Origin of the sequence: Mitsuaria sp. CC2, from assembly GCF_048957715.1 — a bacterium.
GTDB lineage: Bacteria > Pseudomonadota > Gammaproteobacteria > Burkholderiales > Burkholderiaceae_C > Roseateles.
Genome location: NZ_JARVXN010000027.1, coordinates 264,408 through 288,463, shown reverse-complemented (window position 1 = coordinate 288,463; position 24,056 = coordinate 264,408). Strand labels below are relative to the sequence as shown.

Here is a 24,056-nt window from a genome sequence, read left to right as displayed (position 1 = left end):
TGAGGCCGCGAGAGAAGAGGGGTGGCGCGCTGGGCGGGAAGCGGGAGAGCGGGGGCCGCGCGCCGGCTGAGCGATCGAGGGAGGCTCAGCCCTTCAAATTCGGTCGCGGGTGGTCTGGCGTCTGACGGCGGCGTGGGTGGTCGCCGGTTCTGCGAAGTACGCGCGTGCCTGACGGACGTCCTCGCGGATCGCGGCGGTCAGGGCGTCCAGGCCGTCGAAACGGGCTTCGTCACGCAGTTTTTGCAAGAGTTCCACGCGCACGAGTTTACCGTAGGCCTCGCCCGGCCCCAGGCGGGCGGCCAGCGTCTCGGGCCAGTCCAGCGCGTGGACCTCCAGCAGCACCCGGCCGGCGTCCTCGACCGTCGGCCGCACGCCCAGCGAGGCGACGCCGTCCAGCACGATCCCGCCGGACCCGCCGAGGGTGCGGTCCTGGCCGTCGAGACCATGCACGCGCACGGCGAAGATCCCGTGCGCGGCCGGCTTGTCGTGGTCGAACTTCAGGTTCAGCGTGCGGAAGCCGTCGCCGCGGCCGGGGGCGGTTTCCGCCAGTTGCCGCCCGAGCTTCTGGCCATGGATCACGTGGCCCGAGATCGCGTACGGCCGGCCCAGCAGCCGGGCCGCGCCGTCCATGTCGCCGTCGGCCAGCGCCTCGCGCACGGCGGAACTCGACACCCGCAACCCGTGCACCTCGTAGCTCATCATGCGCGCGACGTCGAAGCCCTGGCGCTGCCCGGCGGCGTCCAGCGTGGCGTAGTCTCCCTGGCGCTTGGCGCCGAAACGGAAGTCGTCGCCGACCAGCACGTACTTCGTCCCGAGACCGTCGATCAGCACCCGCTGGATGAAGTCCTGCGCCGGCAGCGAGGCCAGCGCCTCGTCGAAGCGCAGCACCACCACCTGGTCGATGCCGCAGCGCGCCAGTTCCTGGAGCTTGTCCCGCAGCGTCGCGATGCGCGCCGGCGCCAGCTCGGGCTTGCCGAGCTTCTTCGCGAAGAAGTCGCGGGGGTGCGGCTCGAAGGTGAGCACGCAGGTCGGCAGGCCGCGATGGCGGGCCTCCGACAGCAGCAACGCCAGCATGGCCTGGTGGCCGCGATGGACGCCGTCGAAGTTGCCGATCGTCAGCGCGCATTGCGCCGCGATGCCGGGATGGTGGAAGCCGCGGAAAACCTGCATGGGCAGGGATTATCAGCCGCCGCGCGGGGCGGCGCCGGGATCAGGCCGCCGCCGCCGCGGGCAGGTCGGGCACGTCGTGCGAGTCCGGCAGGTGCCGCGCCACGACGGCCAGCAGCTCGTCCATCTCGAACGGCTTGACCAGGTGGTCGTCCATGCCGCTGGCCAGGCATCGGGCCCGGTCGTCGTCGATGGCGCTGGCGGTGAGCGCCACCACCGGCGTTCGCGGCAGCAGCCGGCGCGCTTCTTCCTGCCGCCAGGCGGTCGTCGCGGCGTAGCCGTCCAGCTCGGGCATGTGGCAGTCCATCAGGACGAGGTCGAAGCGCTGCGCGCGCAGCTGTTCCAGCGCCTGCCGCCCGTGTTCGGCGGACACGACCTGCAGGCCGCATCGCTCCAGCATCGTCGCCGCGACCAGCAGGTTCACCGGATTGTCGTCGACCAGCAGCACGCGGCCCTGCCACCGCGGCAGCGGTCCCGGCATGCCGGCCGACGCAGTGCCCGGCGGCTCGGCCTCCGCGGCGCAGGCCTGCAGCGGCAGCGTGAACTCGAAGACCGAACCCTGGCCCGGCGCCGACGCGCAGCGCAGATCGCCGCCCATCGCCCGGGCGATCTCGCGGGAGATCGTCAGGCCCAGTCCCGCGCCGTCGCGACGCGCCCGGTCGGTGCCCGTGCGGGCCGCCTGCTCGAAGGGCGCGAAGATGCGCTCCAGCTGGTCCGCGGGGATGCCGTCGCCGGTATCGCGGACGGCGAAGCGGAGCAGGGTGCCGGCGCGCATGTCCAGGACCGACGACACCTCCACCGCGACGCCGCCATGATCGGTGAACTTCACGGCGTTGCCCACCAGGTTGTGCAGCACCTGCTGGATGCGCGACGCGTCGCCCATCGCCCGGACGGGGAGCTGCGGCGCGACGCTCAGCGTGAAGTCCAGTCCCTTGGCCCGCGCGGACTCGCCCAGCAGCCGGCCGACGTCGCCGGCGACCTCCCGGATGTCGAAGGGCCGGGCCTCGACGACCAGCTTGCCGGACTCGATGCGCGCCAGATCCAGGATGTCGTTGACCAGTGTCAGCAGGTGCCGGCCGGACCGGCGCACGATCTCCACCTGCTCGCGCTGCGGCGCGCTGAGGTCGCCGCGTTCCAGCAGCTGCGTCATGCCGATGATGCCGTTGAGCGGCGTGCGGATCTCGTGGCTCATCACCGCGACGAAGCGGCTCTTGCTGCTGCTGGTTTCCTCGGCGGCGGCCAGCGCCAGCCGGCGCTGCTCGGCCAGGCGGCCCTGTTCGAAGCGCAGGCGCAGCAGCTCCAATGTGCGGGCCTCGATGCGACGCGACTCCAGCACCGTCAGCAGCCAGAACATCACCAGTCCGCCGACGCTGAGCCACCCCGTCACGCCGCCCTGCAGTGCGAGCCGGATCGCCAGCGGCGCGATCACCAGCGAGGCGAACAAGGCCTGACCCCGCGCCCAATGGCCCAGCGACACCATGGTGAAGGCGACCAGGCCGACCAGCGTGGTCATGACCGCGCCGTCGATCTCCGGCAGGTTGGGCGTGGCGAAGAGGGCGCCGATCACGCCCCAGGCCAGCCCGTCCATGCCCAGCCCGACCAGGTAGCGCCGCTCTTCGCGCGCCGAGGCGCGTTCCTGCAGCGGCAGCTTGAGGAAACGCCGCGCCTGGAGCGTGCGCCACAGCGAGATGCTCCAGCGCGCGCCCAGCCAGCCGAGCAGGTCGACGGCGGGCAGGTGCGGCCACAGGAGCACGACCGGCAGCAGGCCGAAGAGGGCGCCGACGACCGCCGGCATGGCCACGCGGGCCTGCAGGCTGCTCAGCCGTTCCGCCCGGACCTGGATCGCCACGCTGGGGGCGGCGATGTCCTCGTGATGTTTGTTTTCTGAAAGTCCCATACGACACGGCCGGCGAGGTTCCGACCGCTGCGCCTCCTGGCTGCTGGCGCCGCTCGGGAGCGGCGCTTCGGTGGGGCGTTTCTACCGAAGGATGACTGACAACGGTGTCGGGGACTTCCCGGGGGCGGGCGTGCCGGTCACGACACCGGCTCCGACATCGCCAGCTCGCGCTGCGCCTCATCGAGCCACATCCAGCCGCCTTCCTTCAGGTCGGCCGGCAGGTCCAGCGCGCCGATGCGTTGCCGATGCAGGCTGAGCACACGGTTCCCCACCGCGGCCACCATCCGCTTGGCCTGGTGGTAGCGGCCTTCGGTGAGCGCCATCTGCAGCCGCCCGTCGGGCAGTCGTTCGGCGGAGACCGCCCGCACCGGTTCCTCGGCCAGTTTCGGATTGCGTTCCTCCAGCAGCACACCTTCGACGAGCTGACGCAGCTGCGCTTCGTCCACCTCGGCCTTGCAGACCGCCTGATAGAGCTTGGGCACGTGGTACTTCGGGCTGGTGAGCTTGTGCTGCAGCGGACCGTCGTCGGTCATCAGCAGCAGGCCGGTGGTGTCCTCGTCGAGGCGGCCCACGGGCTGGATATCGCGGTTGCGCACCGGCTCCGGCAGCAGCGAGAACACGCTCGGGTGATGGCTGGGCTTGCGCGAGCACTCGTAGCCGGCGGGCTTGTACAGGAGGATCAGGGCCTTCTCGTGGAAGGGCCAGGTCTGGCCGTCGACCTCGAAGACGAGGCCGCTCGTGTCGAAGGTCTGGTGCGGGTCGTCCACCACCTCGCCGCGAATCGACACCAGCCCGTGGTGGACCATCGCGGCGCAATGGCGGCGTGTGCCAAAGCCCTGGCTGAAAAGGATCTGGGCGATCGCCGTGGGTTTGGCGGATTTTTGGGAGGAATTGGAACTCGACGTCATGGGGAGGAATTGTCGCTGTCCAGCGAATCACCTCGCGATTTGACAGAAATCAACATCGCTCGTCCGCTCGTCGAATGAATGGGGTGTGCAGGTCGCACAAATCAGGTCCTGGAACGGCGATGTGCCGGTCCTCCACGCTTCGAATGTCGCTCCATGCCCCGGCTCATCCAATGCATGTCCCACGCGCTCGACGGCTTGCTGGGACGCTCTGCCGCCGCCTCGCTCGCCACCGGTGAGAGCGTGCGGCTCGTCAACCGACTGGGCCGCATGAGCTCGGATCTCGACACCGCGAGCCATGTCCTGTCCCCCGACGGCGCACGCGCGCCGCGCCATGTCAATGCGCAGACGCTGCTCGGTCCTGAACTCAGGGCGGCGAGCCTGTTGAAGGATGGAACGGTCCTCATGGCCTCCCCGTTGCGCCGGGACTGGCTCGATTACGCCATGGCCTGTGTGACCCACAAGGTCGCGCGCGTGGTGGATGTCCGATCGAACGCGGAGAAGCGCGGCCTGTTTGCCTGCCCGCTGGACGGCGGCGATCGACCTTTCAGCGACTCGCGGGGGACAGTGCGCTTCTCGCGACAGGGCGCTGCCGTTCCCGTGCACGGGACGTCCGCGTCCGCGGCCGGAGATCGCCAGCGATCGGTCCAGATCCGCCTGAGCCCGGGCGCCCCGGCGCGAGGCACGGGGACTCAGCGCTCGGAACCGCGCCTCCATTCGCTGAACTGGATCCGCGTGCATGTCGCCAGCGGTGAGCAGATCCCGCCGCAGCGGCTGCTCGACATCAGCCTGCATCTGGCGATGGTCCTCACCGCCGCGGGTGGGAGGACCGTCTTCCAGTGCGCGCAGGGGCAGCACACCGGCGCCACGTTCGCGGCCGCGCATGCGTTGTTGCAACGCCATCTGCGCGATCCGCTGCGCACGGAGGACATCGAGGCCGCCGTCCTGGACGAATGCCTGCACATCCGTGCCGATCGCGGACTGGAACTGTTCCGCGCCGAGGACCTCGGGGCGCTTGTGGCGTACGCGCATCTGATGCTGGACGCCGACCGGCGTGGCGCCCTTCCTCGAGGCAAACCCGCGCCGCCGATACCGCCGCGAGCCTCCGGGCACCGCGGCGGCGCGCGACCGTCCTCGCCGGCCACACCCGTTTCGTCCACTCCGAGGCCTTGAGGTCGTCGCCATGCCTTCCATTTTTCAACGCATTTCCCATTGCCTGGGCGGCCAGTCCCGGCGCGAATCCGTCGCCGACCGGTCCGAAGAGGGCGCGGCGCTGCACCAAGAGCTCGGCCGCTGGACGTCGGCGCTGGCACCTTGCCCGCCCGCGCCGGCCGGTCTGCGATCCCCTGCGCATCTGAACCAGGAGGCGCTGCTCGACAAGGCCCTGCCGCATGCCAGCCGCCTGAGCGACGGGACGGTGCTGATGGCTTCACCGCACCTCGACGAAGCGCTGCGTTTCGCCTATGCCTGCGTGGAGCATCGGATCGACCGGGTGGTGGACCTTCGGTCGGAGAAGGAGAAGCAGCGCGGCCACGCCTGCCCCCTGGACGGAGGAAGGTCCGCCTTCGGCAAGGATCACGGCATCGCGCGCTTTGCCCGGCAAGGACGCGAGAGGCCATTGAACGGAGCGGGCAAGGGCGACCCCGAGGACCACGTCCGCACCGTCCAGGTCAGCCTGAAGCCGGGCAGGAAGACGCCGGCGCCGGCAGGCGGCAGGCCCCGCGATCTGTCGCGATCGCTGGAATGGGTCCGCGTCCACGCGGGCAGCGGCAGGGCCGTCGCGCCTGAACGTCTGCTCGACGTCAGCCTGCATCTGGCCCGCACGGCGCCCGACGGACGGACGGCGTTCCAGTGTGCCGACGGCCAGCACACCGGGGCCACTTTCGCGGCGGCCCATGCGCTGCTCCAGGCGCACCTGCGCGATCCGATCCCTGCGGACGACCTGAAGGAGACCCTGATGGACGTGTGTCTGAGCATCCGCCGGGATCGGGGCCCGGAGCTGTTCCGGGCCGAAGACCTGGCGGCGCTGATGGCCTTCGGTCGCCTGATGCTGGATCAGGACCGACGCGGGGCGCTGCAGGATCTCCCGCCTTCCACGATGCCGGCCGTTCCCGCGGCTCCCGTCGGATCCTCAACGCCTGCGACGGCGCATCTGCGTGCGCCGCTTCAGCGGGAGATCGCGCCGCTGCCGGAAGAGACCCTGCCACTGGCTGAACTGACCCCGCCGCTGGTGGAGATACCGTCGCGGCCGCCCACGGCGCGGGCGTTGCAGCGCCAGGAGCCGCTGAGCTTGCAAGCCCCCCTGCGGCCGACGCCCGCGACGCCGGACGCTGCGCGGCGCGAGACCCGTTCGATCCTGAAGAAGGCGGGTGAGCCGTCGAACCGTGAAAGGAAGCCGGTCTCGTTCAAGGAAGGCCACGATGTGCGAGGGTTCTACCAGGATCTGCCGATCAAGCGGGACTTCGTATTGAAGCGCCCGAACGCAGCGCCGGCAGGCAAGTCGGCCCATGAGCAGCTCTTCGGCAAGCCTCGTCCGACGACGGGCGACCCCTGACGGTCCGAGCCCCGATGTCTTCAAACCGGCCTCGGGGCCGTCTGACTTGCTTGTGCCACTCTTCGCCTTCAGTTCGCCATGACACGCCTCTCCAGACTCTTCGGCCGATCAGGACCGGCCCATACCGATGCCGCTCCGGTTGTTCCGGCCAAGGACCTTGCCAAAGCCCTTGAGCTCAAGCGCCAGCTCGATCAGTTGAGCGACACGGCGCCCAAGCCGTCGCCTTCCACGTCGCTGCGTGGCCTGGACACCAGCCGGCTTCCCGACGGAACGCTCGTGATGAGCGTCGCGTCGCCCAGACAGGCGCTGGATTTCGCCGACGCCTGCGTGCGGCAGAACATCCGGCGCGTGGTGGATCTGCGTTCCGCGGCTGAGAAGTCCGGTCCCTGCCCGAGCGTGCTGGATGGAAGCGCCAGGCTCGTTGCCGGCGAGCACGGGAAGGTGACCGTCAGGCACATGAAGTCCCGCACGCCTTTGCTGTCGGTCGGCGCTCGCATCCCCGCTCGCGATGCGCACACGCGTCGCGTTTCCGTGGGGCTGAGCCGCAACGGCAAGGCCGTGCCCGGGGCCACGCAGGATCTCTCCGTGATCCGGATGCCGGTGGGCAGCGGCCGGACGATTGCCGTGGATCGCCTCTTCGATGTCTGCCTGCATCTGGCGCACCTCGAAGCGAAAGAAGGCGGCGTCACGGTCTTCCAGTCCGCCGACGGCGGTCACGACAGCGCGACCTTCGCCGTCGCCCGCAGTCTGGTGGAGCGATGCCGACGTGAAGAAATGCTTGCCGGAAGCATCGACGAATACCTGCTTGAAGAGTGCGCCAAGGTGCGTGGCCATCACCGCCCGGACGTCTTCCGCGCCGAGGATCTGGCGTCGTTGCGCGAGTTCGCGACACGATTGGTGGCCATGCTGCATCGTGGCGAGTTGCTCGACGCCGGGCTTCAAGGCGTCCGGCCGCGCACGCAGCCGCCGAGCACGGATCGCCTGCCGGGTCCCATCCTGAAGTTGCCGCGATCGGTGTTCAAGGAAGCGGCAGACGGCGGCGAAAACAGAAAGGTCCGGGTGGCCTTCGCGAAGGAAGTGGACCTGCGCTATCTGACGGACACTGTGCACGACGACGACGATCCGTTCGAAGTCACCCGGACCGTCAAGGATGTGAAGCGGCTCATCACCGACTAAGATGGCACGGTCGTTCCCACCTTTGCGGCCAGGATCTTCAGCACGCCGGAGGAAGGGCACTCCGAGAGCTGGTCGTCGACGACGCCGCGTCTCCACACTGTGTAGTCGGCGACGACACCGCATCCAAGACCGCCCGCGCCACCACCTCCGCCGCCACCGCGCCCAGCAGCGTCATGTCGCCGTCGACCTCCGCGGCGCCGGTGGCGAGCGCGAACATCACGTCGCCGTCCATCACCGTGTGAACGGGATGGATCGCGCGCGCCAGGCCGTCGTGTGCGATCTGCGCGAGCTTGGTGGCCTGCGCCTTCGTCAATCGCGCGTCCGTCGCGATGACGCCGATCGTCGTGGCGCTGCCCTGCAGCGCGCCGCCGGGGCGTTCGCCGTCGAGCAGTGCCTGGATGGTCGAACGAGGCCGACCGTACGCGCCGCGCGAGCCGGCGATCACCTCGCCGCCGTGTGGATCGACGACGTCGCCCACCGCGTTCACGGCGACCATCGCCGACAGCGTCATGCCGCCGATGCGCACCGATGCCATGCCGAGTCCGCCCGGCATCGAGCGCTCGACGCCGAGCAGCTTGCCCACCGTCGCGCCGGTACCGGCGCCGACGCGACCGCGCGAGCGCTCATCGGCCGAGGCCGCCTCGCAGGCCGCGCGACCCGCCGCCGCATCGGGCGCGGTCGATGCGTCGTGCAGCCACAGGTCGAAGAGCACCGCCGCCGGCACGATGGGGACGCGGACCGCGCCGACCTGGAAACCGTGGCCTCGTTCCGCGAGCCAGCGCATCACCCCGTCCGCCGCGGCGAGGCCGAACGCGCTGCCGCCGGTCAGCAGGATCGCGTGGACCTGCTGCACGGTGTTTTCCGGACGCAGGAGGTCGAGGTCGCGCGTGCCCGGTGCCGCGCCGCGCACGTCGGCGCCGGCGGTGATGCCGCGCTCGCAGAGCACGACGCTGCAGCCCGTGGACGCCGTCGGATGCGTGAAGTGGCCGACCTTCAGGCCGGCGACGTCGCAGAGGGCGCCCCCGTCCGGAATCCCGCTCAAGGCTTGGCGCCCTGCGGCTTCAGCGAGCCGCAATCGCTGCCCAGGTAGCGGGCTTCGCCGGTGGAGCGGATCACCTCGGTCTTGCCGTCGCGCTGCGCGCGGACCTCGGTCCTCGTCCGGTAATGGTCCGGGCCGAGGAAGGTGATCTCGTTGGTCCCTTCCGAGGCCGGGTTGGTGCAGCGGAAGTTCACCAGCATCGTGTCGCCGGTGCGCTTGCTGTCATGCGAGCACTTGCCGTCGGTCCTGGGCATCGCGGCGCGATCGGCCTGGTCCTGGGTGACGCAGGACTTGAGCGTCAGCTCGCCGCCCTGGACGTTCATGCTGACGCCGTTCTGCGACATCATCGATTCCAGCTGCCTGCGCTGTTCCGGCGGCAACGCCGCCATCTGCTTCTGCATCTGCGCCATCTGCGCCTGGCGCTGCGGATCGAGCTGGGGCTTCTGCCTGATCTCCCACAACCCGGGCTTGAAATCCTGGGCCGAGGCGGCCATGGCGGCCGCCGAGAGCAGCAGGCCCGCAATCAGGGAAGGGGGCGCGAAGGAAGAGGGTGCAAGCGACATGGCAGGCTCCCTCGCCGCAGTGGCGGCGAGCTCGGCCAAGTCTACGTCGCGCTCAAGTCTTCAAGCGAACACGCCAGCCGTGTCCTGCATCAGCGCGCTGACCTCGCCCAGGTGATGCAGCGTGTCGCCGTACTGCATCTCCATGACGGCCAGCCGCTTGAAGTAGTGGCTGCCGATGTACTCGTCGGTCACGCCGATGCCGCCGTGCAGCTGCGTGCATTGCTGGCCGACGAAGCGCATCGACTGCCCCAGCTGCACCTTGGCCTGAGAGATCGCCCGGCGGCGCGCCTGCGCCGGCTCATTGAGCTTGAGCGTGGCGAAATAGCTCATCGAGCGCGCCAGCTCCAGCTGCATCTTGACGTCGGCCATGCGGTGGCGCAGCGCCTGGAAGCTGGCGATCGCGACGCCGAACTGCTTGCGCGTGTTCAGGTAGTCCGCCGTCAACGCCACGAAGCGGTCCATCGCGCCGACGGCCTCCGCCGCCTGCGCGGCGATGGCGATGTCGACGGCGTGTTCCAGCACCGCGAGCCCGCGGTCCGGACCGACCAGCAGCGTGGCGGGCGTGTCCTGGAGCGTGAGCTCGGCGGCGCGCGAGCCGTCGTGCAGCGCATAACCGCGCAGCGCGACGCCGGCCGCGTCCTTCGCGACGAGGTACAGCGCGATGTTCGCGCCGGCGCCGCCCGCGCATGCCGGCACGATGAACGCGTCGGCCGCATCGCCCGCGGGGACGACGCTCTTCGCGCCGGTCAAGCGGTGATCCGCGGTCGCGAGCGTGTCGCACACGTCGAGCCGGTAGCGCGCCTTGCGCTCCTGATGCGCCAGCACGACCAGCGCCTCGCCGCCCGCGATGCGCGGCAGCCACTCGCCTTGAACATCATCGCCGGCGTGCGCGAGCACGGCCGGCGCGACCAGCCCGCCCTGCGCGTAGGGCTCCATCACCAGGCCGCGTCCCAGCTCCTCCATGACCACCATCGCCTCGGCGGGGCCGAAGCCCAGGCCGCCGTGCGCGTCGGGCACCGCCAGCGCGGTCAGTCCGAGGCCGGCCAGCGCGTTCCACGCCTCGCGCGAGAAGCCGCCCGCCTTGACGATCGCGCGGCGCTGTTCGAATCCGTAGTCCTTGTCCACGTAGCGTCGCACCGCGTCGCGCAGCGAGTTCTGGTCTTCGGTGAAATCGAAATCCATGTCGTGTCTCCTCGTGTCCGCCGGTGCGATCAGCCCAGAACGGTCTGGGCGACGATGTTGCGCTGGACCTCGTTGGACCCGCCGTAGATCGTCGTCTTGCGATAGTTGAAATAGTGGCTCGCCAGCGGCGCGCAGTGGGCCGCGCCGACCTGGTCGCCCTGCCAGCCGGCCTCCATCGCCTCCTGGATGAAAGGCGTCGCGTACGGCCCGGCGGCGAGCATCATCAGCTCGGTGTAGCGCTGCTGGATCTCGCTGCCGCGGATCTTCAGCAGGCCGGCCACGTCCAGCGACTGCTTGCCGCTGGACTCCGCCGACAGCACGCGCAGCACCATCATCTCCAGCGCGACGATGTCCACCTCCAGCAGCGCGATCTGGTCCCGGAAGCGCGGGTCGTCGTAGACGCCCTCGGCCTTGGCGATGCGCTTGAGCCGCTCCAGCTCGCGCTTGCCGCGGTTGACGTCGGCGATGTTGGTGCGCTCGTGCGCGAGCAGGTACTTGGCGTAGGTCCAGCCCTTGTTCTCCTCGCCGACCAGGTTCTCCGCCGGGACCACCACGTCGTCGAAGAAGACCTCGTTGACCTCGTGCTCGCCGTCCAGCATGGTGATCGGCCGCACGGTCACGCCGGGCGACTTCATGTCGATCAGCAGGAAGGAGATGCCGGCCTGCGGCTTGACGCTGGTGTCCGTGCGCACCAGGCAGAAGATCCAGTCGCCGTACTGGCCCAGCGTGGTCCAGGTCTTCTGGCCGTTGACGACGTAGGTGTCGCCGCGGCGCTCGGCGCGCGTCTTGACCGAGGCCAGGTCCGAGCCCGAACCCGGCTCGCTGTAGCCCTGGCTCCACCAGACGTCGCCGCTCATGATGCCGGGGAGGTGGCGCTCCTGCTGCTCGCGCGAGCCGAAGGCCATGATCACCGGCGCCACCATCACCGGCCCGAAGGGCACGACGCGCGGCGCGCCGGCCAGCGCGCATTCCTCTTCGAACAGGTGGCGCTGCACGGCGTTCCAGCCCGGGCCGCCGAACTGCTTCGGCCAGGCCCAGCCGTGCCAGCCCTGCTTGCCCAGGATGCGCGCCCAGCGCTGCAGATCGTCCTTGTTCAGACGCAGCGCGTTGTGCACCTTGTGGCTGATGTCCTTCGGCAGATGCCCGGCCACCCACTGGCGGATGTCGGCCCGGAAAGCTTGTTCCTCGGGCGTGAAGTTGAGGTCCATGTCGTCTCCTGCGGTCCTTGATGGCTTGTCCTGTGCTTATGGTGCAGCGTGTCTCCGGACTGCGCCGATTTTTAGCACGAGCGTTCGCTTTTTTCCTGTCCCGACCGGGACAAGCCGAGGGGCATCCCGGGGGGCGGGGGAGAATGCCCGGCTCCCGGGCTTCCAAGGACCGACATGACCGCCTCGCCGCCGACCTCGCCATCGACATCGCTTCCCGCATGGTTCCCGACGTCCCTGCCGCGGCCGGTGCTCGCCCTGCACGGCGGCGCGGGCACGATCCGTCGCGCCAGCATGAGCGCGGACATGGAAGCGCGCTACCGGGCCGCGCTGGCGGAGATCCTCGCCGACGGAGCGACGCGGCTCGCGCGCGGCGAAGCGGCCATGGACGTGGCTGTCGAGGCCGTGCGCCGGCTCGAGGAATGCGAGCTCTTCAACGCCGGCAAGGGCGCGGTGTACACCGCGGACCAGCGGCATGAACTCGACGCCAGCGTCATGGACGGCCGCGATCGCGGCGCCGGCGCGGTGGCCGGCGTGACGCGGGTGCGCAATCCCGTCCTCGCAGCACGCGCGGTGATGACGCACAGCGGCCATGTGCTGCTGGTCGGCACGGCGGCGGACAGCTTCGCGTTCGAGCAGGGCCTGGAGCGCGTGGCGCCGGACTGGTTCGGCACGCCGCAGCGGCTCGCGCAGTTGGCGCAGGCGAGGGCGTCCGCGTCCGGCCAGGTCCTGGACCACGACGGCCGGCAGGCGGTGGTCGATGCCGGCGGTCCCATCGACGAACGGACCAAGTTCGGTACCGTGGGCGCCGTGGTGCGCGACGCGGCGGGGCACCTCGCCGCTGCGACCTCCACCGGCGGCATGACGAACAAGCGGCCAGGCCGCGTCGGCGATTCGCCCATCCCCGGCGCCGGCTGTTATGCGGACGATCGCAGCGTCGCCGTCTCCTGCACGGGCACCGGCGAAGCCTTCATCCGAGCCGCGGCGGCCCACGAGGTCGGCGCGCTGATGCGCATCGGCGGTCTCCCGCTCGCGGATGCCTGCGCCCGCGTCGTGTTCGACGAACTGCCCGCGGTGGGCGGCGACGGCGGGCTGATCGCGGTCGACACGCTGGGCAACGTCTGGCTCGGCTTCAACACGGAGGGCATGTACCGCGGCTGGGTCGAGGCCGGGGGCGTGCCCGTCGTCGGCGTCTACCGGGACGAATGAGGTCGTCCGACGCCCTGCGTTGTCCAGCCGTGGGCCCGCCGGGGTCCTGCCTGCCCGGCCCGGGGGGTGTTATGGTGCTGGCCGCATTGATTGGTAACGAGCTGCTGGCCGCGTGGCGCCGCCCGGCAGCCTCTACGAGTGGAGAGATGTCGCTGTGATTCCGTCGCTGCAATCCGAAGGGCTGGTCCTGGCCGAGGTCAACGGCTGCCTGGGCCTGATCACCTTGAACCGTCCGCAGGCGCTCAACGCGCTGTCGCTGCCCATGATCCGCGACATGACCGCGCTGCTGACGGCGTGGGCGAAGGATCCCGAGATCCAGGCGGTCGCGCTGATCGGTGCCTGCCGCGAGGGAAAACCCGCGGCGTTCTGCGCCGGCGGCGACATCCGTTTCTTCCACCAGGCGGCGCTCGCCGGCGGTGAGGCGATGAGCGCGCTGGACGCGTTCTTCACCGAGGAATACGCGCTCAACCACCTCATCCACCAGTTCCCCAAGCCCTGCATCGCGCTGATGGACGGTGTCGTGATGGGCGGGGGCATGGGCATCAGCCAGGGCGCGCGGCTGCGCGTGCTGACGGAGCACTCCAGGCTGGCGATGCCCGAGACCAACATCGGCCTGTTCCCGGATGTGGGCGGCGGCTACTTCCTGTCGCGCTGCCCCGGGCACAGCGGCGAATGGCTGGCGCTGACCGGCCAGGTCATCGGCGCGGGCGACGCGATCGAGCTCGGCCTGGGCGACGTCTTCGTCCAGAGCAGCGAGCTGCCGGCGATCGTCGAGGCCCTGCGCACCGGCGTGCAGGACAGCGCCGAGCACGTGGTCGCGACGGTGATGGAGCGGGTGGACCTGGCGCCGGTCGCCGAGCACTGGAACGCGCGCGCCCTGATCAACAGGCACTTCTCGGCGGCGTCGGTGCCGGCGCTGTTCGCGTCGCTGGAAGCGGACGCCGACCCGTGGGCGCAGCACACGCTGGCGACGCTGAAGAAGCGTTCGCCGCTGATGATGGCAGTGACGCTGGAGCAGGTGCGCCGCGCCGCTTCGATGAGCCTGGCCGACGATCTGCGCATGGAGCGCGACCTGGTGCATCACTGCTTCCATCTGCGGCCCGGCGCGGCCAGCGAGACGGTGGAGGGCGTGCGCGCGCTGGCCGTCGACAAGGACCATGCGCCGAAGTGGAACCCGGCCCGCATCGAGGACGTGACGCGTGCCGATGTCGAGGCCTTCTTCCGGAGCCCCTGGCCGGCGTCCGGGCATCCGCTGCGCGGGCTCGATTGACGCCGAGTCGTATCACGATCCGCCCGAGCTGAGTCAATGACCTCCTGTGCAGACGCGGTGGACTGACCTACTTCAATCAACGCCCCCCTCAGGACGCCCTCCGGAGGGAATCGATAAACCGCTATGAGTTGCAGATCGACCGCGATACGCTGATGTTCCTGCACAGGCGCACGAAGGACGCCAGCTACAAGGGCCGCCAACGCCTGTGAAGGCGAGGGCGCTCAGCGCCCGGATGCACCGAGTCCCGACGCGGCGGTCGTGACCTTCGGCACGCGAAGCGCCACCGGCAAGGTCTGACCCCCCAAGCGTGGGGGCGCGTTCTGCAAGCGCTTTCTTCACACTGCGCGTCCAGCGACCGAAGCGTCGTTTCCTCCACTCTCGGGACCCTTTCATGAGCAGATCCGGTGTGCGTGTCGTCGACATGACGGCCCGCCTGGGCGGCCTGGCCATCGGCCAGACCGGCGCGACCTTGTCCTCCACGGAATCCCGCCAGGCGATCGCGCTGAGCACGACGCCGGGCATGCCCACCATCGACTGGGTGCGGCCGCCGTATCCCAACGACGACCTCGCCGCCGTCGACGGCCCCGCCGGGCTGCTGGTGATCGTCGGACCGGGCTCGGTCCACGGCGCGCTGGACCTGCTGCGCCGCGCCTGGGCCGCGGAGGTGCCGGCCGTGCGCCTGCTGCTGATGCCCAGCGCCATCGTCGAGGAGATGACCTTCGTGCCGATGGTGACCGCGGCCACGCCGACCACGGTGCTCTACCGGCTGCCCGACAGCAGCCCGGAGACGCTGTGGTTCGTCCTGATCGAGGAATTCAACAAGCTGACGAGCCGCTTCGGGCTCGACTCCCTGCAACCCGCCCCCTCCCTGAACAAAGACACCATGAGCAATCTGAAGCAGTCCATCGACGCCGCCATGACCATCGACGGCGCCCTGGCCGCCGCGCTGGTCGATTTCCGCAGCGGCATGTGCCTGGCCCAGGCCGGTACCGCCGTGAACCTGGACCTGGCCGCCGCCGGCAACACGCAGGTGGTGCGCGCCAAGCTGCAGACCATGGAGTCGCTCGGCCTGCGCAAGGGCATCGAGGACATCCTCATCACGCTGTCGGACCAGTACCACCTGATCCGCCTGGTGCCGAACAATGCCGGCCTGTTCCTGTACCTGGTGCTGGACAAGAACAAGGGCAACCTGGCCCTCGCCCGCTACAAGCTGACCGAGATCGAACGCGCGCTGCAGGTCTGACCCGGACGTCCCACCGACCGGTCGCACCCGCGATCGGGTGCCACGGCCGGCCGCGCCGCCTCGATGTCGAGGCGGTCGGCCGGCTGTGTCGTTGTGGGCCCGCGTTCCGGATTACTCGCTGATCGTCTTCGTCGAGAAGGCCGTGTCCTTGGCGATGTCGGCCTCCGAGAAGGGCACCTTCTGCCACTGCCCCGCGCTGTAGGCGCGCGTGTAGTCGCTGTAGTGCGCCGAGGCGGCGTCGTCCGACTGCGAGAAGGTCAGGAAAGTGTAGGCCTCGACGTCGCCGGCGGGGAAGCGCACCACCTGCAGGTAGCTGTTCGCGCTGGTCGCGGTGTTGAGGTCGTAGCCGCCCTGGTCCAGCCGGCTGAGCGCGCAGGCGACGGTGTAGTAGCCCTGCGGCTGGCCGCAGCCGCCGAACAGCGGGATCTTCTCGCTGCCGCGCGTGGCGAAGAGCGTCTCGCCGCGCGTCGCGTTCATCGCGAAGCCGCTGGCCTGCACGCGCACGATCGCGGCGCCGAAGGCCTGCTGCAGCGTCGTCTTCACGGCGGGGTTCAGGTCGCGCGGCGTGTGCAGCGGATCGGCGCTGCTGAAGGGCACCGCGTACAGCGTGGCCTCGGGGATGCGCGCCGCGCGCGTCCAGAACTCGTCCCACAGGTGCGCGCCGCGTGACGCGAGCAGCGCCTTGCCGTCCCAAGCCTGCAGCACCGCGCAGGCCTCGGTGGGATCGACGTTGCGCGCCGGGCTGAAGGTCTCGCCGGTGGCGGGATCGCTGTTCACCGTGATCGACGTCGGCGGCGCGCAGAACATCGCGACCGCCTGGTCCCGGAAGAGCTCCGAGGTGAGCGTGCGGCTGTTGAGCACCAGGGCGCGCACCGTCTCGCTGGTGGCCTTGTTGCCGGCATAGCCGTCGGTGCCGGCCAGGCGTCCCTGCGCCAGCAGATGCGCCAGCCGCGTGCGGAAGCTGATCGAGCTGGTGCCTGCCGGGCCGAGGATGTCCGGGAAGCCGGTCAGCGGCGCGGCGGTATTCGCGAGCCAGTAGCTGTCGTTGCTGTTGAGCACATAGTCGTCGCGCAGCAGGCTGGGCATGCGGGCCGGGCCGAGCGCGCCGGGCTGCTTCGAATCCGGATCGCTCTGCCAGTCGCAGCTGCTCTTGGAGCCGTCCAGCACCGGCGTGCGCGGCAGCGCGGCGCTGAGCGCAGTCGTGAGCGGCGTGGCGCAGCTCGACAGCTGCGCGGCGGACACGTTGGGCATCGCGCCGATGTCCGCGTACCAGACCTGATTCGCGCCGCGCGCGACGGCGACGGTGTTGACCCAGGGGATGGCGGACTCCTCGCGCTGGATGGTCTGGAACTCCTCGAGCGTCTTCGCCTGGCTCCAGCGCATCCACACGCGGAACACGCGGAAGTTCTCGCCGTTGATGTCGCGGATCGCGAAGGCGGTGCTGGTGTTCCAGCCCAGGGCCGGGTTGAGCGCGCCGAGGTTGACGATCGGACCGTACTGCGACTCGTAGAGCGTGCGCGACACCGGCGCGACGCTGCCGTCGCCCTGCTTGACCTGCACGGTGATCGCGCGGGCGGTCATCTTCACGGCGGCGCCGTCGCGCTGGTAGCTGGTCGGGTCGCCGGGCGACAGCGTGAGCTGGAACAGCCCGTAGCGGCGCGCGGCGGAGACGGTGTGGCTCCACGCGAGGTTGTCGTTGTAGCCGATGAGCACGATCGGCTGGGCGAGGAAGGAGGCGCCGGCGACGTTGAGCTCGCCGGGCACGGTCAGGTGCGCCTGGTAGAAGCGGTCGGGGCCGCGCCAGTACCAATGTGGATTGCCGAACAGCAGCGGGCTGGCGTCGCCGGTGGCCGCGGTGCCGAAGCCGATCATGTTGCTGCCCACGCCGTCGTTGCCGCCGACCTGGAAGTCCGGCAGATGCGCGGTGGCGATGGTGAGCGGATGTGGCGCGCCATCGCGTGAGCGTGGCGCGGCGCGGGACTTGCCGGCCGCCGCGGCGGTGGCTGCGGCGACCTTGACCCTGGCGGCCGACGCCATCGTGGGCGACGCGGCCGCGGGCGCCGTCGCATTGGCGATCTGGGCGACGAAATTGCTGTAGCCCGCCGCGAAGTGGGCGGCGTACATGCGGCGGAAGATGTCGGTGTCGGTGACCGGCACGACCCAGGCCTCGTTGCGGCAGGCCGCATGGGCGGTGGAGTCGGCGCCGGCCTTGATGTCGCGGACATAGCGGTTGTAGCCGGCGGCGAAGCCGGCAACCATCTGCTTGAGCTTGTCCGGCTGGGCGGCGACGAAGCGCTGCATCACCTCGTCGTTGAGGACGTGGCGGTGATAGAAGTCCGAGTCGATGTTCTTCGGCTGGCCGATGGTGCCCTGGAAGGGCACGACGGCGTCGGCGCCGAAGAAGCGGGCGCGTTCGCCGCGGAAGGTGAGCATCGAGTTGGCGATGGTGCACAGGTCGTCCTGGGCCTGCGCATAGCCGTATCCGTAGCCGGCGCCGCCCCAGTCGGCGGCCTTGATGTGGGGCACGCCCATGGCGGTGCGGCGGATTTCGGCGCTGTACTTCGAGGCGGGCGTACCGCCGTCGCCATCGCCGTCATCGTCGCCGCCGCAACCGGCGAGCAGCGCGGCCGATCCCACGGCCACGGCCAATGTCAATGCATACAGCGGGCTCCTGCCGCGTCGAACGGAAAGTCGCATGTCTTGTCTCCCTGTGCTCTGCAGACCGGCACGCCGGGGCGGGCCGGTTCGGCTCAAGCATAGAGGCATCGATGCCACGACCCGTATCGGTTTGCGCAGGGGGAGTCACTCACACGAAGGTGTGTCCCCCATTTAATCGCCCTTCGAGGGGAATCGACTTTTGCGGATCCGGTCCGACACTTTCTTCATTCGGGTGGAACGCACCCAGGAATGCAAGAGAAAGCGAGGACGGTGATGGTGATGATCCAGATGCTGCAGGTGGCGGCGCAGGTGCTGAAGGAGCACTCCCCGACTGACGGCGACGTCAACGAAGGATCTCCTGGCACAGGCCGTGGCAGCACAGGGCCACAGCGCTGAGGCACGTCGACGCGCCACGATCAGTCGCGCGTACTACGCTGCGTATCACCGATGTCGCTGAGGAACTCTTCGCATGCTGCGACGGTATCCGCCGCTCGACACGCGCGTCCTGAGTGCATTCAATGCCGCTTGAAGTACTGCACTTCCCGCTCGTGCTTCTCGGCGGCTTCACGGGTGTCGAAGGTCCCGAGGTTGCGGCGTTTGCCGGTCTTGGGATCGGGGTTGCGGGAGTAGAGGCGGTACTGCCCGCTGCTGAGCTTGCGGATCATGGCGTGCTCCTGAAGCGCGATGGCCGCGAGGGCCGGATGCGTCCAGTCTTCGCCTATCCCGGGGCGGTGTCTGTAGGACGGGGTGCCGACGCTAGCGGGATGCCGATGACGTCGGTCCCGTCGGTGGGCGTTGCAGCAGCGCGGCCCGCTTCTCGGCCTGGCGCGCATAGTCCTCGTACGTGCGGGTCGCCTCGGCGCTGTCGCGGCTGCGCAGCATTTCCACGACCGTGCCCTGGCGCGTGAGCGACACGAAGTACTGCGAACTCTCCGCGCTCCAGACCAGGCGCGCGACCTCGTCGCCGAAGCGCGCGCGACGCAGCGTCTCGACCGCGTAGCCGCCGGCGCGCGCGTCCGTTCGCTGATCGACGGACTCTCCCGTCGTCGCGGAGAGCTCGCGCGCGGACGCAGGCGCCTCCGCTTGGGGAGCGGGCGCGGCCGTTTGCGTCGTTGGGAAGACGGTCTGGACTGCGGGCGCGGGTGTTGCCGCCATCGCGGGAATCGTCGGCGTCGTGGGAACGGCGGGAACCATGGGCATCGCGGCGGCCGCCATGACCTCGGGGACGCGTGCTGCGGGCGCCGGTTCCACAGTCATCTGTCCGAGCAGCACCGGTCGTCCCACGTCGCCGAGACCCGCCATGCGGCGGAAGCTGTCGTAGGTGCGCCAGGCTTCGGCCTCGTCGGTGGCGGTGAGCGTGCGCCGCACCGTGCCCTGTTGCGTCACGGCGACGTAGTACTTCTTCGGCAGCGTCGTCCGCGCCCAGACCTGGATGGCGATGTCGGCGACCTCCGCGTGGCGCGTCACCACCACGGTCTTCGCGGCCATCCGCTTGCGCAGGTCGGCGATGTCGGCGAGTTCGGACTTCGCCAGGTTCGATGCCGGCTGGGCCGCCGAAGCGCCCGGCTTCGGGGCCTTCACTGCCTTCGTCGTCTTGGCCTTCGTCGGTGTCTGTGTCTGCGCCTGCGCCGACGGCAGCGCCACGCCCGCGGCGATCAGCAGCGCGAGAGCGGGGGCGCGAAGGCGCGCAAGGCCGCCGGCGGAGCCGGGCGGGCGACGGGACGGGGGCATCGGACTTGAGGCAGGAGAGACCGCGGGGGCGCGGGCATGGTACGACGGACGCAAGCTCCGGCGTCGCCGCATTCAGGGGCTCCGACGCAATTGGACACAAGCCGCTGCCTCGAACGAGGGGTGACAGGCGCGCCGGCATGCGCCAGACGGGTCGCTGTCGCGCCGGGTCTACACTCCACGGTGGGCCGTTGGGGTCCGACAAAGGACTTTCGTGCGCCTGGGCTGGAGCGGTGCGAGCATATGCTCTACCTGGTCCACCTGCAGACCGCCGAGCGCCTGCGGGCGACCCTGCTGGAGGCGGACATCGACGTCGACGCGCTGATCGCCAGCGGCCAGTTGGTGCTGATCGCGCTGACCAGTTACGGCCTGGCGTCGGACCGGGCGAGGGCGCTCGCGGCCGGGTTCGACGAACACGTCGTGAAACCCGTCTCGCCGGAGCGGCTGGAACAGCTCATCGCCCAGTTGACGTCACTGTCGGCGGGATAATCCGCCTCATGTCCTCGAAGTTTTCCCCCTGGCGCCTGTCCGTTGCCCCCATGCTGGATTGGACGACCGCCGACTGCCGGTACTTCCACCGGCTGCTGACCCGTCACACGCTGCTCTACACCGAGATGGTGACGACCGGCGCGATCCTGCACGGCGACAAGCCGCGGCACCTCGATTTCAATGAGCAGGAGCATCCGGTCGCGCTGCAGCTCGGCGGCTCGGAGCCGGCCGATCTCGCGGCCTGCGCGAAGCTGGCCGAGCAATGGGGCTACGACGAGGTCAACCTGAACTGCGGTTGCCCCAGCGAGCGCGTCCAGCGCGGCGCGTTCGGCGCCTGCCTGATGGCGGAGCCGGCGCTGGTCGCCGACGGCGTCAAGGCGATGCGCGACGCGGTCGCCATCCCGGTCACCGTCAAGCACCGCATCGGCATCGACCGCATCGAGAGCTACGACTTCGTGCGCGACTTCGTCGGCCAGGTCGCCGACGCGGGCTGCGAGGTCTTCCTCGTCCACGCGCGCAATGCGTGGCTGCAGGGCCTGTCGCCCAAGGAGAACCGCGACATCCCGCCGCTGCGCTATGCGTTGGTCCATCGCCTCAAGCGCGAGTTCCCGCATCTGACGATCGCGATCAACGGCGGCCTGAAGACGGACGACGAGATCGCCGCGCAACTCGACCATGTCGACGGCGTGATGATTGGCCGGCAGGCGTATCACGAGCCCTGGCAGATGGCGCAGTGGGACCAGCGCTTCTTCGGCGAGGCGCAGGCGCCGGTCGCCAGCCGCGAAGCGGTCGAGGCGCTGTGGCTCGACTATCTGGACCGGCAGGTGGCGCTCGGCCGTCCGTGGTCGCAGGCGATGCGGCATGCGCTGGGCCTGTGGAACGGTCTGCCCGGCGCGCGGCGTTGGCGTCAGGTGTGGTCGGACCACAAGCTCAAGGCGATGGCGCCGCGCGAGGTCGCGAAGCTGGCCACGGACGCGCGCCGCCAGGCCGCCGAGATCGCCAGCCAGCATCCTGCGTTCAAGCCGCCCGTCGACTCGCCCGCCGACGCGTCGGTCACGGACTGACCCCGCGCCGCATCAGCATCGCATTGCATGATGTCGCCGCAGGTCTTCTTCCATTGCTATCCGACGGTGCTCGGCCACTGCGGCATCGCGTGGACCGAGCGCGGCATCGTCGCCTCGCAGCTGCCGGAGGAGACCCTGTCCGTCACGCGTGACCGCATGTGGGTCCGCTTCCCCACGGCCCGCGAGGAGGCCGACTTCGAGCGGTTGCCTGAAGCGGTGAAGCAGGCCTGTCTGGGTGTGCGCGCGCTGCTCGACGGCGAGGCCCGCGACCTGCTGGAGGTCGAACTCGACGACAGCGCGGTGCCGGCCTTCGATCGCGAGGTGCTGGCGCTCACGCGGCGCATTCCGGTCGGGCAGACGCTGACCTACGGTGAAGTGGCCACGCGGCTCGGGCAGCCGAACGCGGCGCGCGCGGTCGGACGCGCGGAGGGTCACAACCCGTTCCCGCCGATCGTGCCCTGCCACCGCGTGATGGGCGCGCCGACGGCCGGCAATGCGGCGAACCTCACGGGCTTCTCCGCGGCCGGCGGTGTCGCGACGAAGCTCAGGATCCTTGCGATCGAGGCGCGTGCGACGGGGCAGCAGGTGGGCGAGCAGCAGGACCTGTTCTGAGAAGTCGGCGCGCCAGCGCCGGACCGCCAGGATGGCCCTTCAAGACGGGACGGAATATTTGCTCCAAAGAGGATCCCAGTAGCCGGCGATGTATGCGAGCAACGCTTGCGTATCGTCCAGCCAGATCCCGTGTTGGATGTTGTAGTTGGGATAGGCGTTGTCCGAGCCGATGTACGCCAAGGCGTCGTCGACGATGATCGCCTTCGCATGATTGCCGTCGTTGGTGAGACCCGGTACGACGCGCCGGTAGTTCACGGAGCGTGCCACGAAGGCGGGAGTGTCCGCGATCGGATCAATGGATCCGGCTGATTGAAGCATCGTCAGATAGGCGGTCAACCGGGCTCGCAATCCTTCCGGTGTACCGTCGTCGTCCCAACCTCCGTCGGCATAGGACATGACCAGATCGACATGCGCGGATCCTTGGGCTCTCAGCATGCCGGCACATCCGTAGGCGATGCCCCCCAACAGCTCCCACGGCCAGAGTCGGCCGTCCCAGTTCGTGCCGAAGAGCGTATTGAATTGCTTGACCATGCTTGAAAAGGCGGTCGACGACATGCCATACGCATCCACCAGGCTCTGTTGAGAGAGGCGCAGCCGTTTCGAAGCCGATGCCACCGCGACCGCACGAGCGGACCGGCTCGACCAATGCGCGGGATTGACACCGTGATTCAACAGCAGGTGCGCAAAAGCAGGGTCGGTCAGTTCGTTCATGCGATGGGCCAGATGGGCCGTCAGCTCATGTCCGCGATTCTGGAAGCGCGAGACCGCCAGCGCATCCACCATGGCAATGAACACATCCCGGATGGCCGTGAGATACAGCGACGGGGTGCCGTCGGCGTGAGGCCACTGTCCGAAATTGGTGACCGACAGCGTGGATATCCGGTCGGTGTCCGCCGAGGGGAGTTCGTGATCGGCCGGAGACGCCGCGCGGCGCGTGAACATCGGGGTGGCTCGACAATCCTTGAACTGGTCGACGCCGTCGATGATCCGTGCGCTCTTGGCCCAACTGCCCTTGTCCTGTGCAGGCAGCGCGTTGAGGTATCGCCAGATCGCATCTGCAAACTGATGGGCCTTCACCGTCGCGGGGCCAGTCAGCAGTGCGCTGAGATCGAGCACGGTCGAGCTGGGATGGCTGGCATATTCAGGTGCCCAATAGTTGATGCCGCCGGTGACCAGGGAGGTGCCGTTCATCGCGAAAATCTTCGCGTGGTTCCAACTGACAGGGGGCAATGACAACGAGATCGCGTCTTCGACGCTCGATCGGAACTGCGCCCCGAAAATCCCAGCCGCCTCGGTCAGCGCCCCGAACTTCGAGCGGTCTGCCTCCGCCAGCACCTGGAAGCCGTGGTCCAGGATGTCGCGCTTCAAGCGCGCCAGGCGGCGCGTCTCGTCGATCGCGAACTGACGTACCGGCTGGTACGCACCAACGTACATCGTGGCTTTCGGATGGCGGATCAGGCCCGAGAAAATGCCGTGCACCAGTCCATCGGGGACGAAGCCCTTGTGATCGGGGTATCCCGTCAGGTAGCGGATCGTCGGCGAGACATGGAGCGGCAACGCGTTGATGTGATCCGCCAGCATCAGAAGTGCGTTCGGCTGCAGCGCAGCATCGCCGAGCAGACCGGCGTCCCCGTCTCCAAGATTGAACAGATCGATGAAGCAGCGGTCGTAGACGATGCCCTGCGCGACGGCACCTCGCAGGGCACGGCTGAAGGGGCTTGTAGAAGGGATCTCGGGCGCTGCCGACCAGTCGTCGAATGGCGCATTGATCCAGAATGCTCCATTGGGCCTGTCGGACGTGGACAGTGCATAGTTGATGTCCCTGGCTCGCGCACCGGGGTCCATGGAAGCGAGTTGCTGGTAAAGCTCCTGGCAATTGCGGGCAGCGCGAGGTGGCCATGAAACGGGGATGGCGGGTGCCGCGGCAAGCGCGGCGTCGGCATATGCCGCCGACGGCATGGCCGCAGCCAAGGCCAAGGTGCGGAGGAATGTTCGACGGTGGGCGTCGGCGTCAGAGTCGTGCATCAAGAGGGATCCGAAAGACGAGGGCAGCCTGCCTGATGGCGGGTGCGACTCAGTCCGTTGACAGCCCCGG

General features: G+C 69.4%; 21 protein-coding genes. 10 read left to right on the top strand and 11 right to left on the bottom strand.

Features of this window, described 5'->3' with window-relative positions:
• Nucleotides 1-93 precede the first annotated feature (93 nt).
• From PV762_RS19005 to PV762_RS18995, 3 genes are all read right to left on the bottom strand, one after another.
• On the bottom strand, nucleotides 94-1,170 hold the full coding sequence (locus tag PV762_RS19005; RefSeq protein ID WP_421036561.1) for a bifunctional riboflavin kinase/FAD synthetase: 1,077 nt from the start codon (nucleotides 1,168-1,170) through the stop codon (nucleotides 94-96).
• Nucleotides 1,171-1,210: 40 nt separating this feature from the next.
• On the bottom strand, nucleotides 1,211-3,064 hold the full coding sequence (locus tag PV762_RS19000) for an ATP-binding protein (protein WP_421036560.1): 1,854 nt from the start codon (nucleotides 3,062-3,064) through the stop codon (nucleotides 1,211-1,213).
• A 137-nt stretch (nucleotides 3,065-3,201) separates the two neighbouring features.
• Entirely contained in the window at nucleotides 3,202-3,972 is a 771-nt protein-coding gene (locus tag PV762_RS18995; RefSeq protein ID WP_421036559.1) for a pseudouridine synthase, read from the bottom strand.
• Nucleotides 3,973-4,125: 153 nt separating this feature from the next.
• On the opposite strand from PV762_RS18995, the gene PV762_RS18990 reads away from it, so the two are divergent.
• The 3 genes from PV762_RS18990 (at nucleotide 4,126) to PV762_RS18980 (ending at nucleotide 7,699) form a co-directional block, all read left to right on the top strand.
• Nucleotides 4,126-5,142 carry a hypothetical protein gene (locus PV762_RS18990; RefSeq protein ID WP_421036558.1) on the top strand — a complete coding sequence of 339 codons (1,017 nt, stop codon included), beginning with the start codon at nucleotides 4,126-4,128 and terminating at the stop codon, nucleotides 5,140-5,142.
• Entirely contained in the window at nucleotides 5,024-6,523 is a 1,500-nt protein-coding gene (locus tag PV762_RS18985; RefSeq protein ID WP_421036557.1) for a hypothetical protein, read from the top strand. Before PV762_RS18990 ends, PV762_RS18985 begins: the two co-directional genes overlap by 119 nt.
• Nucleotides 6,524-6,601: 78 nt before the next feature.
• Complete coding sequence (locus tag PV762_RS18980) at nucleotides 6,602-7,699, top strand: hypothetical protein (RefSeq protein ID WP_421036556.1); 1,098 nt, start codon at nucleotides 6,602-6,604, stop codon at nucleotides 7,697-7,699.
• Nucleotides 7,700-7,736: 37 nt separating this feature from the next.
• On the opposite strand, the gene PV762_RS18975 is transcribed toward PV762_RS18980, so the two are convergent.
• Genes PV762_RS18975 through PV762_RS18960 form a run of 4 tightly spaced genes read right to left on the bottom strand, consistent with a single transcriptional unit; the run spans nucleotide 7,737 to nucleotide 11,691 of the window.
• On the bottom strand, nucleotides 7,737-8,741 hold the full coding sequence (locus tag PV762_RS18975; RefSeq protein ID WP_421036555.1) for a P1 family peptidase: 1,005 nt from the start codon (nucleotides 8,739-8,741) through the stop codon (nucleotides 7,737-7,739).
• Nucleotides 8,738-9,301 carry a DUF3617 domain-containing protein gene (locus PV762_RS18970; RefSeq protein WP_421036554.1) on the bottom strand — a complete coding sequence of 188 codons (564 nt, stop codon included), beginning with the start codon at nucleotides 9,299-9,301 and terminating at the stop codon, nucleotides 8,738-8,740. Before PV762_RS18970 ends, PV762_RS18975 begins: the two co-directional genes overlap by 4 nt.
• Nucleotides 9,302-9,361: 60 nt before the next feature.
• Nucleotides 9,362-10,483 (bottom strand): acyl-CoA dehydrogenase family protein, encoded by a 1,122-nt coding sequence (locus PV762_RS18965; RefSeq protein WP_421036553.1) that lies wholly within the window; start codon nucleotides 10,481-10,483, stop codon nucleotides 9,362-9,364.
• 29 nt (nucleotides 10,484-10,512) lie between these two features.
• The gene (locus PV762_RS18960; protein ID WP_421036552.1) at nucleotides 10,513-11,691 is read right to left on the bottom strand and encodes an acyl-CoA dehydrogenase family protein; all 1,179 of its coding nucleotides are present in this window, start codon (nucleotides 11,689-11,691) and stop codon (nucleotides 10,513-10,515) included.
• 234 nt (nucleotides 11,692-11,925) lie between these two features.
• Between PV762_RS18960 and PV762_RS18955 the strand changes: the two genes are divergently transcribed.
• From PV762_RS18955 to PV762_RS18945, 3 genes are all read left to right on the top strand, one after another.
• Nucleotides 11,926-12,897 carry an isoaspartyl peptidase/L-asparaginase family protein gene (locus PV762_RS18955; protein WP_421036651.1) on the top strand — a complete coding sequence of 324 codons (972 nt, stop codon included), beginning with the start codon at nucleotides 11,926-11,928 and terminating at the stop codon, nucleotides 12,895-12,897.
• 154 nt (nucleotides 12,898-13,051) lie between these two features.
• Nucleotides 13,052-14,167: an enoyl-CoA hydratase/isomerase family protein gene (locus PV762_RS18950; protein WP_421036551.1), complete on the top strand. Its 1,116-nt coding sequence runs from the start codon at nucleotides 13,052-13,054 to the stop codon at nucleotides 14,165-14,167.
• Between the two features lie 883 nt (nucleotides 14,168-15,050).
• Nucleotides 15,051-15,410 carry a hypothetical protein gene (locus PV762_RS18945; protein WP_421036650.1) on the top strand — a complete coding sequence of 120 codons (360 nt, stop codon included), beginning with the start codon at nucleotides 15,051-15,053 and terminating at the stop codon, nucleotides 15,408-15,410.
• Nucleotides 15,411-15,521: 111 nt separating this feature from the next.
• On the opposite strand, the gene PV762_RS18940 is transcribed toward PV762_RS18945, so the two are convergent.
• Complete coding sequence (locus PV762_RS18940; protein ID WP_421036550.1) at nucleotides 15,522-18,107, bottom strand: penicillin acylase family protein; 2,586 nt, start codon at nucleotides 18,105-18,107, stop codon at nucleotides 15,522-15,524.
• Nucleotides 18,108-18,317: 210 nt separating this feature from the next.
• Here PV762_RS18940 and PV762_RS18935 point away from each other — a divergent pair, with 210 nt between their 5' ends.
• Entirely contained in the window at nucleotides 18,318-18,464 is a 147-nt protein-coding gene (locus PV762_RS18935) for a hypothetical protein (protein WP_421036549.1), read from the top strand.
• Between the two features lie 119 nt (nucleotides 18,465-18,583).
• Here PV762_RS18935 and PV762_RS18930 read toward each other — a convergent pair whose 3' ends face one another.
• Together PV762_RS18930 and PV762_RS18925 are read right to left on the bottom strand one after the other, a co-directional pair.
• Nucleotides 18,584-18,733, bottom strand: coding sequence for a hypothetical protein (locus tag PV762_RS18930; protein ID WP_088405464.1), 150 nt, complete (start codon nucleotides 18,731-18,733; stop codon nucleotides 18,584-18,586).
• 91 nt (nucleotides 18,734-18,824) lie between these two features.
• Nucleotides 18,825-19,799: a DUF2968 domain-containing protein gene (locus tag PV762_RS18925; RefSeq protein ID WP_421036548.1), complete on the bottom strand. Its 975-nt coding sequence runs from the start codon at nucleotides 19,797-19,799 to the stop codon at nucleotides 18,825-18,827.
• Between the two features lie 240 nt (nucleotides 19,800-20,039).
• Between PV762_RS18925 and PV762_RS18920 the strand changes: the two genes are divergently transcribed.
• Genes PV762_RS18920 through PV762_RS18910 form a run of 3 tightly spaced genes read left to right on the top strand, consistent with a single transcriptional unit; the run spans nucleotide 20,040 to nucleotide 21,961 of the window.
• Nucleotides 20,040-20,285, top strand: coding sequence for a hypothetical protein (locus PV762_RS18920; protein ID WP_421036547.1), 246 nt, complete (start codon nucleotides 20,040-20,042; stop codon nucleotides 20,283-20,285).
• An 8-nt stretch (nucleotides 20,286-20,293) separates the two neighbouring features.
• Entirely contained in the window at nucleotides 20,294-21,349 is a 1,056-nt protein-coding gene (gene dusA / locus PV762_RS18915; RefSeq protein WP_421036546.1) for a tRNA dihydrouridine(20/20a) synthase DusA, read from the top strand.
• 27 nt (nucleotides 21,350-21,376) lie between these two features.
• Nucleotides 21,377-21,961 carry a methylated-DNA--[protein]-cysteine S-methyltransferase gene (locus tag PV762_RS18910; RefSeq protein ID WP_421036545.1) on the top strand — a complete coding sequence of 195 codons (585 nt, stop codon included), beginning with the start codon at nucleotides 21,377-21,379 and terminating at the stop codon, nucleotides 21,959-21,961.
• 39 nt (nucleotides 21,962-22,000) lie between these two features.
• Here PV762_RS18910 and PV762_RS18905 read toward each other — a convergent pair whose 3' ends face one another.
• Nucleotides 22,001-23,986: a hypothetical protein gene (locus tag PV762_RS18905; protein WP_421036544.1), complete on the bottom strand. Its 1,986-nt coding sequence runs from the start codon at nucleotides 23,984-23,986 to the stop codon at nucleotides 22,001-22,003.
• Nucleotides 23,987-24,056: the final 70 nt, after the last annotated feature.

Bases quoted from the DNA above. Each gene is read 5' to 3' on its own strand.
- PV762_RS18935 (WP_421036549.1), top strand. From the start codon at position 18,318: ATGCAAGAGAAAGCGAGGACGGTGATGGTGATGATCCAGATGCTGCAG.
- PV762_RS18960 (WP_421036552.1), bottom strand. From the start codon at position 11,691: ATGGACCTCAACTTCACGCCCGAGGAACAAGCTTTCCGGGCCGACATC.
- PV762_RS18930 (WP_088405464.1), bottom strand. From the start codon at position 18,733: ATGATCCGCAAGCTCAGCAGCGGGCAGTACCGCCTCTACTCCCGCAAC.
- PV762_RS19000 (WP_421036560.1), bottom strand. From the start codon at position 3,064: ATGGGACTTTCAGAAAACAAACATCACGAGGACATCGCCGCCCCCAGC.
- PV762_RS18920 (WP_421036547.1), top strand. From the start codon at position 20,040: ATGCTCTACCTGGTCCACCTGCAGACCGCCGAGCGCCTGCGGGCGACC.
- PV762_RS18990 (WP_421036558.1), top strand. From the start codon at position 4,126: ATGCCCCGGCTCATCCAATGCATGTCCCACGCGCTCGACGGCTTGCTG.
- PV762_RS18980 (WP_421036556.1), top strand. From the start codon at position 6,602: ATGACACGCCTCTCCAGACTCTTCGGCCGATCAGGACCGGCCCATACC.
- dusA (WP_421036546.1), top strand. From the start codon at position 20,294: ATGTCCTCGAAGTTTTCCCCCTGGCGCCTGTCCGTTGCCCCCATGCTG.
- PV762_RS18940 (WP_421036550.1), bottom strand. From the start codon at position 18,107: ATGCGACTTTCCGTTCGACGCGGCAGGAGCCCGCTGTATGCATTGACA.
- PV762_RS18970 (WP_421036554.1), bottom strand. From the start codon at position 9,301: ATGTCGCTTGCACCCTCTTCCTTCGCGCCCCCTTCCCTGATTGCGGGC.
- PV762_RS18905 (WP_421036544.1), bottom strand. From the start codon at position 23,986: ATGCACGACTCTGACGCCGACGCCCACCGTCGAACATTCCTCCGCACC.
- PV762_RS18925 (WP_421036548.1), bottom strand. From the start codon at position 19,799: ATGCCCCCGTCCCGTCGCCCGCCCGGCTCCGCCGGCGGCCTTGCGCGC.
- PV762_RS19005 (WP_421036561.1), bottom strand. From the start codon at position 1,170: ATGCAGGTTTTCCGCGGCTTCCACCATCCCGGCATCGCGGCGCAATGC.
- PV762_RS18945 (WP_421036650.1), top strand. From the start codon at position 15,051: ATGAGCAATCTGAAGCAGTCCATCGACGCCGCCATGACCATCGACGGC.
- PV762_RS18910 (WP_421036545.1), top strand. From the start codon at position 21,377: ATGATGTCGCCGCAGGTCTTCTTCCATTGCTATCCGACGGTGCTCGGC.
- PV762_RS18965 (WP_421036553.1), bottom strand. From the start codon at position 10,483: ATGGATTTCGATTTCACCGAAGACCAGAACTCGCTGCGCGACGCGGTG.
- PV762_RS18995 (WP_421036559.1), bottom strand. From the start codon at position 3,972: ATGACGTCGAGTTCCAATTCCTCCCAAAAATCCGCCAAACCCACGGCG.